The sequence below is a fragment of the Neobacillus niacini genome, from assembly GCF_023715785.1.
GTDB classification, from domain to species: domain Bacteria; phylum Bacillota; class Bacilli; order Bacillales; family Cytobacillaceae; genus Neobacillus; species Neobacillus niacini_E.
Window position 1 is genome coordinate 176,166 of sequence record NZ_JAMBOX010000009.1, and the last position, 12,191, is coordinate 188,356.

Below are 12,191 nucleotides of genomic sequence, written 5' to 3' on the forward strand. Positions count from 1 at the left end.
TTATTTTTCATTTCCTGTTGCTTTTCATGATAAAATAGCAAGGTATGAGGCAGGTGCATAGAAATGAAGGAAATAATCATTAAAAAAACAGAAACTTTTGTACAGAATGAACTGAGTGAAGATTCTACCGGACATGATTGGTTCCATGTGGACCGTGTCCGCAAGAATGCTATATATATATCTAAACAGGAAAGAACCGGCGATCCGTTCATTATCGAGATGGCAGCGCTGCTTCACGATATCCCTGATGAAAAGCTAAATGACAGTGTGGAAAAAGGGGAGCAAAAACTCGATCTTTTTTTACATACCCTACAACTCACTGATGGTGACAAACACCATATAAAAGAAATCATCAATACGATTTCCTATAAAGGCGGAAAGGGTGCAGAACTTACTTCGATTGAGGCGAAAATCGTCCAGGATTCGGATCGGCTTGATGCGATTGGCGCGATTGGGATTGCCAGGGCTTTCGCCTATGGAGGTAAAAAGGGCCAGCAAATCTATAATCCCGCGATTCAAGTAAGAACAGACATGAATCTCGAAGAATATCGCAAAGGCAAATCTAGCAGCATCCATCATTTTTATGAAAAATTGTTAAAATTGAAAGATTTGTTAAATACAGAGACCGCCAAAGTTATGGCCGAAGAGCGTCATCGAATGATGGAGACATTTTTAGCACAATTTTATCGGGAATGGAATGGTCAAGAGTCATGAAAATGTTGACAGTAGAAAATGTTTCAAAAACATACGGCGAAAAACAATTATTTCAACAGATTTCCTTTACAATTGCCGAAAAAGAGCGGGTGGGACTGATCGGTGTTAATGGTACTGGAAAATCATCCTTATTAAAGATTGTTGCTGGAATCGACCAGCCGGATGATGGGGCGGTTATTTCCGGAAAGGATTATACCATATCCTACTTGCCGCAGCAGCCTGATTTCGCTTCTGATAAAACGGTATTGGAGCAAGTGTTTCACGGCGATGCCCCGATCTTAAAATTGATGCGGGAATATGAAAATACCTTATTAGAATTGAATGCTGCTCCCAACGATACCAGAATCCAAGACAACCTTTTCCGCATGCAAAAACAAATGGATGCTATCGATGGCTGGGATGCCAGCACTAACGCAAAGTCGATCCTTACCAAATTGGGGATTGAAGATTTTAGCCAAAGGGTTGGCTATATGTCCGGCGGGCAAAAGAAAAGGGTTGCCTTGGCCCAGGTTTTAATTGCCGAACCCGATTTGTTGATTTTAGATGAGCCGACCAACCATCTTGATTTTGATACGGTGAAGTGGCTTGAGGATTATTTGAGCAGATATCAAGGCTCGATTTTGCTTGTCACCCACGATCGTTACTTTTTGGACCGAGTCACAAACCGCATGTTTGAATTGGACGGCGGCAATCTTTACAGCTATAAAGGCAATTATGCTGCCTTCTTGGAATCAAAAGCAATTCGTGAAGAGAATGAAGCGGCCACTTATGAAAAGCAAAAAAATCTGTTTAGAAGAGAGCTTGAATGGATTCGTCGCGGTGCTAAGGCCAGATCTACTAAGCAAAAGGCGAGAATTCAACGTTTTGATGAGTTGGATGATAAACTTTCTAGCGGTAAACCTTCGGGTGAAAAGCTGGATATCTCCTTAAACGGCAGCCGGCTCGGTAAGCAGGTGTTTGAGCTAAAGAACGGATCCAAACGTTACGGCTCGAAAACAATTCTTAACCATTTTGATTTACTGGTTAAACCAGGCGATCGAATTGGCATCATTGGTAAGAACGGGACGGGTAAATCAACATTATTGAATATCCTTGCCAAACGAATTCCGATTGATGAAGGGGAGTTTATCATGGGGCAAACCGTGAAAATTGCCTACTATACCCAGGAAGGCGAGGATATGGACGAGAACAAGCGGATGATTGAATATATCAAGGAAACGGCGCAAATTGTCGAGACCTCTGATGGTAAAACGATATCTGCCGCACAAATGCTCGAGCGCTTCTTGTTTCCGTCCTATACCCACGGCACCCCAATCCGTAAACTGTCGGGAGGAGAAAAACGCCGCTTGTATTTGTTAAAAATATTGATGACGGCACCAAATGTCCTGCTGCTCGACGAGCCAACCAATGATTTGGACACCCAGACCTTGACAGTGCTGGAAGACTATCTGGAAGAATTTCCTGGTGTTGTGATTACTGTTTCTCACGACCGCTATTTTCTCGATAAAGTGGCCGAACAGCTGCTGGTGCTCCAGGGAGAAGGGATTATTGATTACTTCTATGGGAATTACAGCGAGTATTTAGAAAAAGAGGCTGCCCAGGAAGCGCAAAAAACAACTGCCGCTCCAAAGCCTGTTGCGAAAGCTCCGGAAAAGGAAAAAAGGAAAAAAATGACCTTTAAAGAGACGAAAGAATGGGAAGAAATTGATGACATCATCGCCGAGACAGAAGCGGCACTTGAAGAAGTGTCAGCCGAAATGGCGACGGCCGGCAGTGATTTCACTAAATTACAAGAATTAATGAAAAAAGAGGCAGAGCTTAACGAAAAGCTTGAATACTTAATGGAACGCTGGGAATACCTCGCAGAACTAGCCGAAAGTATGTAAAGCATCATACATGAATGAACCTTATCCATTATGTTAAACTTGTAAAAAGAATATTATGAGAATAAGGTGAGTAAGATGAAAATTAAGTCTATCGAACCGACGCCAAGCCCAAATACAATGAAAATCAATCTTGACCAAGAGCTGCCAATGGGAAAAAGCCATAATTATAAAAAAGAAACAGCATCGGGAGCACCCGCAGTAATTCAAGCCATACTGCAAATTGAGGGCATCAAGGGCGTTTACCATGTTGCTGATTTTCTGGCCGTCGAACGAAACGCCAAGTATGACTGGAAGGAATTGCTGCCACAGGTCCGTCAGGCATTCGGCGAGAAGGCACAAGGGATGGAACAGACCGGAACAGCCATCAACGACCACTTCGGCGAGATAAAAGTGGAGGTCCAGATGTTCAAAGGGATTCCACTTCAAGTAAAATTAACCGATGGAACTACTGAAAAAAGGTTCGGGATGCCGGAGTATTTTTTAAAAGCTAGAGAAAAAGCACAGCTTCAAGAAGATAACTATATTTTGCTGCGGAAATGGGATAATAAAGGGGTTCGCTACGGCGATATGGATCAAGTCGGCCCGGAGGTAGTAGAGGAATTAATTGCCGCTTATCCGATGGAACGGCTTGACGAACTGGTCCAAAAGGCGCAAACACCTGATTCTACATCCGAGCTAAAGCAAAAACGGCCTCGAAAAAAGGTCACATTGGAAGATTTGCAAAATCCTGACTGGCAAATCCGTTATCAGCTCCTCGAGCAAATGGATGACCCGGAAATGGAAGATTTGCCTGTACTGGAAAAGGCCCTTTCAGATGAAAAGCCATCCATTCGCAGATTAGCGACTGTTTATTTGGGAATGATTGAGGATAAATTCGTATTGCCGCTGTTGTATAAAGCGCTGAATGACAAGACGGTGACAGTCCGCAGAACCGCAGGAGATTGCTTGTCAGATCTTGGATTCCCTGAAGCCCAGGACGAGATGGCCAAGGCGTTAAAAGATCCAAGCAAATTGGTGCGCTGGCGGGCAGCCATGTTTCTCTACGAAGTTGGCGGCGAACGGGCGCTTCCTGCATTGAGGGCAGTGGAAAATGACCCTGAATTCGAGGTCAGCATGCAAATCAAAATGGCGATTGAACGAATCGAAGGCGGCGAAGAGGCAAAAGGTTCTGTCTGGAAACAAATGACAGAAGCGAGGAAAACAGAAAAGGAATAAAGAATGGAGTGTTGGAAAATATGTCAAATGCGTATGAAGAATATATGAAACAAATCATTCAGCCGATGCGCGCTGAACTGACAAGAGCAGGCTTTGCAGAACTTACCACAGCAGAGGAAGTAGAGAAATTTATGGAAACTGCAGATGGGACTACACTTGTTGTCGTCAATTCCGTTTGTGGCTGCGCTGCCGGTTTGGCCCGTCCCGCGGTGACACAGGCAGTTCAGAACAGCGGCAAGAAACCGGACTATTTGGTAACTGTCTTCGCCGGACAGGACAAGGAAGCGACCGCCAAAATGCGCGAATACTTTGAAGGAATCGAGCCATCATCGCCGTCGATGGCCCTTGTAAAAGATAAAAAGGTGGTTCACTTTATTCCGCGCCACGACATCGAAGGCATGCCGATGGAAACCGTCATGCAAAATGTGCTTGGTGCAATCGAAAAATATTGCTGACAGAAAGGACGATGATCAGTCGTCCTTTTTTGGCAAATAGGAATGGATTGATACGATGTTTGTGACAACCGGAGGACGCACCAATCAATACATGATTGATAAAGCAAAAGGAATAGCGGATGCCCTTGATGTCATGTATGTTCCTAGAAGAAAAAAATCAATTCATCTGCTGCAGCATGATTGCGACAGCGATTGTCTAGTAGTTGGAAAAGAGCGGCTGGAATTATATAAAAAAGGCGAGACAGAACCATTTTTCTTTCATCCCAACTCTGCCATGTTCCGCATAAAGCGGCTATTGCGAGGGGAACATGACCCTTTTGCACAAGCAGCGCAGCTGTCAAAAGGGAAAAAAATCCTCGACTGTACCCTTGGACTGGCCGGCGATGCCATTGTGGCCAGCTTTTTAACCGGGAAGAGTGGACAAGTTATAGGAATTGAAGGGCAAAAATATGTGGCTTATATTGTCCAAGAAGGCCTGTGCACATGGGACCCTGGTTTTTCCGAAATGAAGGAGGCGAGGGAGCGGATTGAGGTTGTTCGCGCTCCGGCATTTCAATTTTTAAAAAGCCTGCCTGATGCCTCGTACGACTGCGTATACTTTGACCCGATGTTTGATGAAAATATTCGAGAATCTTTTGGAATCAGGGGCTTAACGAAATTTGCCATTAACGATGAATTTGACGATGCGCTGATTATGGAGGCCTTAAGGGTCACGAAATCACGGGTTGTCTTAAAGGACCATTATAAAAGCGACCGTTTTGAAAAATTCGGATTTAAGGTATCAGTCAGAAAAAATGCCAAATTTCATTTTGGTTTTATTGAAAAATAGCAGGAAAATTGGAAACTGTATTTTCCAATTTTACAAAAAAAGGAGTATAATACATTTTGTATAGGCGTTAAAATATAAAGTCGGTCGAAGTGAGGTGAGCTGTGAGTGAAAAGTTGGGCGCGTAAGTCACTGTTTGTTTTAATTTCAGTTTTAACGTTTGGACTGGTAACTCCTACCCAGCTCTTAAATGCTGTTAATGCCGAAGGGCCGGCTGAACGTGATGTCCTTGAAGTTCCATCGTCTGAGAACGGCTTCACGCAGGTCCATGAATACTTAGAAGAATCAGAGTTTGATAGAGAAGAGTTTGTAAGGGAAATGATCACTTCCGCAGAACTCCAATCCTATCAAAAGTTTGGCAGTAAAATAAAGCCGGTGATTGAAAACGAATTTAGGGATGTAATCTTGCCAAAAATAGAAATGGCGATTGCAGAAACTGCAGCCCTTTTCCCGGAGAATGACCTGAAAAATTTGGCCATAACAGAATTTCCCGGCGCTGGCGTTTCTGAGAAAATTTTTCATATAAAAAACCGATTAACAGGGAAAGATATTTTACGATTCCATGTAAGACGCGACAATCCGCCACAAGCAGGATACTGGTTTAATTTCCATTATCATACCTATCATGATGAGTTTCAATCCCACCATGATCTCGGGTCAATTTATTGGGATAAAAATACTCCGCCAAACTGGATGAGTTGATGCCAATAATCACCAAATAAAAAAATCTTTTATTTGTGAAACCTTTTTATGAAAAACTCGTAAATAGACTATTACCAAATTAGGAGGAATGAACATGGCAATAAGTTTATCAAAAGGACAAAAAGTTGATTTAACAAAAACAAATCCAGGATTGACTAAGGTAGTTGTCGGTCTTGGCTGGGACACAAATAAATATGACGGCGGTCATGACTTTGACCTAGATGCTTCAGTGTTCTTATTAGGCGAAAATGGAAAAGTTACAAGTGAAACAGATTTTGTTTTCTACAACAATCCTCAGGGTGGAAATGGCTCTGTCGTACATACTGGAGACAACCGTACTGGTGCCGGTGATGGAGATGACGAGCAAGTAAAGATTGACTTGTCAGCAGTTCCTGCCAATATCCAGCGCATCGCATTTACGATTACGATTCATGATGCGGCTAGCAGAAATCAGAATTTCGGACAGGTGTCTAACGCTTATGCCCGTATTTTCAATGATGCATCCGGGGAAGAACTGATTCGTTATGACTTAGGGGAAGATTTCTCCATTGAGACAGCAATCGTTGTTGGAGAATTGTATCGTCATAATGGCGAATGGAAATTCAGTGCCATCGGCAGCGGCTACCAAGGCGGTTTGGCGGCACTCGCTACAGACTTCGGTTTGCAGGTTGGATAATAGTAGATAATTCAAGAGACCCAGCGCTCGCTGGGTCTTTTTACAAAAATTCGTGATACATCCAGGAGGAATTTTTTTAATGTCGGTTTTACAGGGAATTATTGATACGTATGCACAATTTTTTAATTGGGAAATGTGGGGTGAGGTATTAACAGACCCGGTTTCTTGGGGACTTATTGGTACGCTTGTTATTCTTGAAGGGCTGCTTTCAGCCGACAACGCCTTGGTTCTGGCGGTTATGGTTAAGCATTTGCCGGAAAAACAGCGGAAAAAGGCATTATTTTATGGATTATTAGGTGCATATATATTTCGTTTTATCGCGATTGGCGTCGGTGTTTTCCTCATTAAGCTTTGGTGGGTCAAGCTAATAGGAGCAGGGTATCTTGCTTGGCTGTCCATTAAGTACTTTATCGATAAACGTAACGAATCACAAGCGGAAGATGAGGAAGAACACGGAATCAATAAAGGTGGATTGCTTATCAGGTTATTTGGTACCTTCTGGGGAACGGTTGCAGCGGTTGAGTTAATGGATATTGCTTTTTCCGTTGACAGCGTCCTGGCTGCCTTTGGTGTAAGTGAACAAGTCTGGGTACTATTATTAGGGGGAATGCTCGGTGTCTTAATGATGCGGGGAATTGCAGGTGTGTTTTTGAAGCTAATTGACCGTGTACCGGAGCTTGAAACAACTGCCTATATATTAATTCTCTTAATTGCTCTGAAAATGCTTCTTGCTATCCCTCAAATCGGAATTCATGTAGAGCATACTACCTTCTTTATCATCTTATTAATTACCTTTGCGGTAACGTTTGTCGTTCACTTTATGAACAAAAAGAAGGAAGCCGGCAAAGGACAACAATCATAATCTAGCTAAAAAGGGGGCTGACGCGAGTTGTCTCCCTTATTTTTTACCTGACTGAGGGGTTCGAAAAATGAGGTTTTTTACATATTTTCATGAAGATGAGATTGAACAGTTTTTCTATCAAAAACCGCAAGAGTTCACGAAATATACCGAACGGGAGCTTTTGGCTTTCGGTTTGGGCGCAACCCTCTATATGCCGGCAACCCGCCCGAATATCCATCAAGAAATTCTGTCAAAGAAGCATGCCGGATTAACCTCACTTGTTATCGACCTTGAGGACGCTGTCGGTGACCATCAGGTGCCACATGCGGAAGGCTTGCTCGTTGATGAGCTGTTAAAATTGTTTGTCGAGCATGATAAGGGGTTTATTACAACGGCCGATTTGCCGCTGATGTTTATAAGAATTCGCAGCCTTGAGCAGTTTGCCAGATTGATAGACCGGATGGGAGAAGCATCCAAACTCCTCACCGGAGTGGTAATTCCCAAGTTTTCATCTGAAAGCGGCGCGGAAATTCTGAAACAGGTGCAGCAAATACATACCGAACAGCATCCTTTCTATGCGATGCCGATACTTGAATCTCCCAAAATCATCCATAAGGAAACGAGAATGGAAGAATTGTTGGGCATCAAAAAAATAGCCGACTGCTCTAGGGATCATATCCTTAATATCCGCATAGGGGCCACCGATTTTAGCGGCTTGTATGGAATTCGCCGCAGTGCCGATACAACCGTTTACGATATTGCCGTTTTAAGAGACTGTATTTCTGATATTATCAATGTTTTTGGGAGACATGAAAGCCCCTATGTCGTATCGGGTCCGGTCTGGGAGTATTTTTCCGCCAAAGACAGGGTGTTAAAGCCGCAACTCAGGGCAACTCCATTTCGGGAACGCTATGGGGATGAAGGCATTAAATGGCGCAGAAAACTGATTGATGACCACCTCGATGGGTTAATCGAGGAAACGATGCTGGATATTGCTAATGGCATTACGGGAAAGACAATTATTCATCCTTCACATATTAAAGTGGTTCAGGCCCTAAATGTTGTTTCCTATGAGGAATATATTGATGCCATCAATATCGTAAACGCAGCAACTGGGAATATCGGGGTCGTTAAAAGCGATTTTGCCAATAAAATGAACGAAATTAAGCCCCATTATTATTGGGCACAAAAAACGATTTTTAAATCAAAGCTTTTCGGGGTGTTACATGAAGAATTCACAAACATTGACCTTATTAAAAAAGAAGTCTACGTTTCGTATTCTTGACGCGATTGAGGCGGAGATGGAAGTTTTGGAGAATCCGTACGGGCTGCCAATGGAGGATTTATTTACAATGGCGGCGAGAATAAATAAAAAGCGCTCATTTTTGTTTGTCAGCAAAGTGCTTGGCAAACATCTGCCGATTCACCCTAATAAAGGACTCCTGACTGCAGCTTTGTTAGCCGCACGATATTTGGAGTCGGTAAAGGGGGGAGGAGCAACAGAAAGGGAAAGGCTGATCCATTCCTTTTTGCAGGACGAGCCAGATCAGGTTGGCCCGTTTATTCCTGGGGTAATCAATCCGGTCGTGATTGGCTTTGCCGAAACGGCAACGGCTCTGGGCCACGCTTTTTTCGATTGCTTTCATCAGGCGGACTTTTTCCATACCACCCGGGAGGAAATTGATTCCCATGCACCTGAGGTTACCTTTGAGGAAGAGCATTCACATGCCACCTCCCATCGATGTTATATACCATTAGAAATGATTCAAAATGATCGGGAGATTATTTTGGTAGATGATGAAATGACAACGGGGAAAACGGCGCTTAATATCATCCAATCGATTCATGCAAGCTTTCCTAGGACGGACTACACGGTTGTTTCCATTCTGGATTGGCGTTCCAATGCCAATCGCCAAGAATTTTCACGGCTTGAAGAAGAACTCGGAATCACGATACATACTGTCAGTTTATTAGCGGGAAATGTTCACATCAAGCAGCTAAAAGAAATCAAGGACCATTCCGAGACAAATGATACCAATGAACAAGGGGAGCTGAATGTCGAAGCCATATCCCTATCACCCCTATTTCATACAACGTCTTTTATTTCGGAAAATCCATTGAATCAAGTGCCTTTTATAAAAGAAACCGGAAGATTTGGTTTAAACAGCAGCGAAAATAAATCGCTCCATCAACAGGCATGGGAAGCAGCCAATCTATTAAAATCAAGAAGGTCCGGAGATAGAACCCTTTGTCTTGGGACTGGGGAGTTTATGTATCTGCCAATGAAAATTGCCGCTGCCATGGGGAGCGGGGTATTCTATCAATCAACGACGAGAAGTCCAATTTATGTTGAAAATCGAGAAGACTATGGAGCGCGCTACGGGATTAGCTTTCCGAATCCGGAAGACTTGCAAATATCCCATAATGTTTATAATATCCCGCCAGGCTGCTATGATGAGATATTTTTGTTTTTTGAGAGAGAACCAGAGGCTGACGCTCTAGAGCTAATGTTAAATGAATTGAAAAAATTACAATTGAATTCGGTAAAGCTTGTCTTTTTTTCGAATTGAAAGGTGAGAACACATGCGGCAAACAAGGAACAAACCTGCAAAAATCGGAACCTATCAAGAACAGGATGTACTATTTCTGCTAAAGGATTTAAGCGAGGTCAATCTGGAGGATTCCGCCGCCAATCGAGAGCTCCAAATGCAATCCGGGGGCCATTACAGCGAGACGCTGCCAATTGAATATCAGCCTCCTGCAGAATACATTGATTTGTTTTGGAAAACCTTGCATCAATATAAACAAAAAGTGGCGGCATCGATCGGAGTTGTCGCTGAGCAAATTTATCATATAAAGGGGAAAGACACGGTTCTTGTGTCACTTGCCCGAGCTGGCACGCCGGTGGGCATTCTGATTAAGCGGTATTTAACGATGAAATATGGGGTTTCCCTGCCACATTATAGTATTTCTATTATTCGTGACAGGGGAATTGACGAAAATGCCATTCATTATATTAAAAGTGAGCACCCGGACGGAAACATCCAGTTTATTGACGGCTGGACAGGAAAAGGGGCCATTTCGCTGGAGTTAACCAAGGCGTGTCGAGATTATCAACGAAAACATGGGGGAAATCTGGATGATACTCTGGCAGTCATCGCCGACCCGGGCCGCTGCACAACCCTGTTTGGAACGAGAGAAGACTTTTTGATACCTAGTGCCTGCTTAAATTCAACTGTTTCGGGCCTTGTAAGCCGAACTGTTTTAAATAAGGCATATATAAATAGTGATGATTTCCACGGCGCCAAGTTTTACCGGCATCTGATTGATGAAGATGTCTCGAATGATTTTATCGACATCATTGCGAATGAATTTCCCTCCATCTTCAAAAAGGCAGAAGAAATTGCGTTGCAAAAAAATTACGAGCAGCTGACAGCTGGATTTACCGGAATGGAAGATGTGAAGCGAATTCAAGCTCGATTTGCAATTGATCATTCGAATTTCATTAAACCAGGTGTAGGCGAAACCACCCGGGTTTTGCTGAGAAGAGTTCCTTGGAAAATTTTAATGCGAGACTCGTCAAGTCCATATGTTCAGCACATTCTTATGCTTGCAAAAGAAAAAGGGGTAGAGGTAGTCGATTATCCGGACCTTACCTATCTTTGCTGCGGCATTATTAAATCAGTCAAGGGGAATCAGTCATGATATTTGCATCTGACCTTGACAGGACGATTGTCTATTCAGAACGGGCAATCCTTGAGTTAGGCGAAAATGAGACAATAAGACTTAAACCGGTGGAACAAAAAGATGGCCGCTGGGTGTCGTATATGCCAGAGGGTGCTTACAATGCATTACGAGAGGTAGCTCAAAGCGGTTTATTTATCCCTGTTACCACGAGGATCACTGAGCAGTTCAACCGGTTTGTTATATTTGAAGATAGGGAATGTTTCCCCTACGCGATTACTGCCAATGGTGCCGTGATTTTATACAAGGGGGAACAACTGAATGATTGGACGGAGCTGATTGCCGAAAAAATGAAGCGGGAATCTGTCTCACAAGAAGAATTACTGTCGATTCTGGAAAGGAATGAAATCCAGATAACCGGCCAATTAAAGCAGGCCGGAGGGTATTTTTTCTATTATATTTTGGAATCTCTGCCACTTGTTAATGACAGGACTTACCTTCAGGAATTAGTATTCCGTTCAGGCTGGAGAATGTCCCTGCAAGGCAGGAAGTTGTACTTTATCCCGAAAGCGGTCAGCAAGGGCATGGCACTTGAGTTTATTAGCAATCGCGAAGGCATGAAAATGATTGCTGGAGCGGGGGATTCTATTCTCGATTGGGACTTTTTGCAGCACTGCCAACATCGATTTGTCCCCAACCATGGCGAGCTTGCCAACCTATCGGAAGGTAAGGACTTTATCCTCACGAAAAGCAGCGGAGCAGCAGCCAGTGAAGAAATTCTAAAGCAATTTCTAAATCTAGTATGTCTAAAAAGCTAATCCTTTCCGAAGAACCGACTGACCAGAAAATAATAAATGCATGAAAATAAGCTGAAACAGGCTGTAAGGAAAAGACAAGACAAGGCCAGTGATTTTAGGACAGGGGAAAGAAAAAGGGTAAAAATCAAACTGAATACAAATAAATCAAGATAAATAAACATCTCGGAAGCCATGACCTCCATTAATGTATCCAGTTCTTCCTGTATCGCATCGCTTCGGGGACGTTTATATAAAAAACGCAAATTGGTCACCTACTTTATTATCAGTACTCAATACTATGTAGGGACAAGAATAAAGGTGAAAATGGTGAAAATTCAGCTTAATGTGAAACATTTTTTTGCTGGACTCGTATAAACAAATGAACCATTAAGCCA

At 43.0% G+C, this 12,191-nt stretch carries 12 protein-coding genes; all 12 read left to right on the top strand.

Translation table 11 applies throughout. The annotated features are described in order from the left end of the window. The first annotated feature begins 63 nt into the window (after positions 1-63). Positions 64-714, top strand: coding sequence for an HD domain-containing protein (locus M3234_RS17175; RefSeq protein WP_262305874.1), 651 nt, complete (start codon positions 64-66; stop codon positions 712-714). Next, complete coding sequence (locus tag M3234_RS17180; RefSeq protein WP_262305875.1) at positions 711-2,600, top strand: ABC-F family ATP-binding cassette domain-containing protein; 1,890 nt, start codon at positions 711-713, stop codon at positions 2,598-2,600. The genes M3234_RS17175 and M3234_RS17180 overlap by 4 nt, the downstream gene beginning before the upstream one ends. 75 nt (positions 2,601-2,675) lie before the next feature. Continuing rightward, positions 2,676-3,815 (top strand): conserved virulence factor C family protein, encoded by a 1,140-nt coding sequence (locus tag M3234_RS17185; protein ID WP_262305876.1) that lies wholly within the window; start codon positions 2,676-2,678, stop codon positions 3,813-3,815. Between the two features lie 20 nt (positions 3,816-3,835). Further along, positions 3,836-4,270: a BrxA/BrxB family bacilliredoxin gene (locus M3234_RS17190; protein WP_262305877.1), complete on the top strand. Its 435-nt coding sequence runs from the start codon at positions 3,836-3,838 to the stop codon at positions 4,268-4,270. Between the two features lie 55 nt (positions 4,271-4,325). Continuing rightward, a complete protein-coding gene (locus M3234_RS17195; RefSeq protein ID WP_262305878.1) occupies positions 4,326-5,099 on the top strand; it encodes a class I SAM-dependent methyltransferase in 774 nt (257 codons plus the stop codon). Positions 5,100-5,204: 105 nt separating this feature from the next. Next, positions 5,205-5,798, top strand: coding sequence for a YpjP family protein (locus M3234_RS17200; RefSeq protein WP_262305879.1), 594 nt, complete (start codon positions 5,205-5,207; stop codon positions 5,796-5,798). 94 nt (positions 5,799-5,892) lie between these two features. Beyond that, on the top strand, positions 5,893-6,474 hold the full coding sequence (locus M3234_RS17205; protein WP_262305880.1) for a TerD family protein: 582 nt from the start codon (positions 5,893-5,895) through the stop codon (positions 6,472-6,474). Positions 6,475-6,553: 79 nt separating this feature from the next. Further along, positions 6,554-7,336 carry a TerC family protein gene (locus M3234_RS17210; protein WP_262305881.1) on the top strand — a complete coding sequence of 261 codons (783 nt, stop codon included), beginning with the start codon at positions 6,554-6,556 and terminating at the stop codon, positions 7,334-7,336. Between the two features lie 67 nt (positions 7,337-7,403). Then, the gene (locus M3234_RS17215; RefSeq protein WP_262305882.1) at positions 7,404-8,600 is read left to right on the top strand and encodes an HpcH/HpaI aldolase/citrate lyase family protein; all 1,197 of its coding nucleotides are present in this window, start codon (positions 7,404-7,406) and stop codon (positions 8,598-8,600) included. After that, positions 8,542-9,885, top strand: a complete 1,344-nt coding sequence (locus M3234_RS17220; protein ID WP_262305883.1) for a phosphoribosyltransferase family protein — start codon at positions 8,542-8,544, stop codon at positions 9,883-9,885. The genes M3234_RS17215 and M3234_RS17220 overlap by 59 nt, the downstream gene beginning before the upstream one ends. Before the next feature lie 13 nt (positions 9,886-9,898). Then, complete coding sequence (locus M3234_RS17225) at positions 9,899-11,020, top strand: cysteine protease StiP family protein (protein WP_262305884.1); 1,122 nt, start codon at positions 9,899-9,901, stop codon at positions 11,018-11,020. Then, positions 11,017-11,817 (top strand): HAD family hydrolase, encoded by an 801-nt coding sequence (locus tag M3234_RS17230; RefSeq protein ID WP_262305885.1) that lies wholly within the window; start codon positions 11,017-11,019, stop codon positions 11,815-11,817. The genes M3234_RS17225 and M3234_RS17230 overlap by 4 nt, the downstream gene beginning before the upstream one ends. The last annotated feature ends 374 nt before the right edge of the window (positions 11,818-12,191 follow it).

What these genes read in the sequence shown, in the direction of transcription:
- M3234_RS17175 (WP_262305874.1), top strand. Translation starts at nt 64, where the DNA reads ATGAAGGAAATAATCATTAAAAAAACAGAAACTTTTGTACAGAATGAA.
- M3234_RS17180 (WP_262305875.1), top strand. Translation starts at nt 711, where the DNA reads ATGAAAATGTTGACAGTAGAAAATGTTTCAAAAACATACGGCGAAAAA.
- M3234_RS17185 (WP_262305876.1), top strand. Translation starts at nt 2,676, where the DNA reads ATGAAAATTAAGTCTATCGAACCGACGCCAAGCCCAAATACAATGAAA.
- M3234_RS17190 (WP_262305877.1), top strand. Translation starts at nt 3,836, where the DNA reads ATGTCAAATGCGTATGAAGAATATATGAAACAAATCATTCAGCCGATG.
- M3234_RS17195 (WP_262305878.1), top strand. Translation starts at nt 4,326, where the DNA reads ATGTTTGTGACAACCGGAGGACGCACCAATCAATACATGATTGATAAA.
- M3234_RS17205 (WP_262305880.1), top strand. Translation starts at nt 5,893, where the DNA reads ATGGCAATAAGTTTATCAAAAGGACAAAAAGTTGATTTAACAAAAACA.
- M3234_RS17210 (WP_262305881.1), top strand. Translation starts at nt 6,554, where the DNA reads ATGTCGGTTTTACAGGGAATTATTGATACGTATGCACAATTTTTTAAT.
- M3234_RS17215 (WP_262305882.1), top strand. Translation starts at nt 7,404, where the DNA reads ATGAGGTTTTTTACATATTTTCATGAAGATGAGATTGAACAGTTTTTC.
- M3234_RS17220 (WP_262305883.1), top strand. Translation starts at nt 8,542, where the DNA reads ATGAAGAATTCACAAACATTGACCTTATTAAAAAAGAAGTCTACGTTT.
- M3234_RS17225 (WP_262305884.1), top strand. Translation starts at nt 9,899, where the DNA reads ATGCGGCAAACAAGGAACAAACCTGCAAAAATCGGAACCTATCAAGAA.
- M3234_RS17230 (WP_262305885.1), top strand. Translation starts at nt 11,017, where the DNA reads ATGATATTTGCATCTGACCTTGACAGGACGATTGTCTATTCAGAACGG.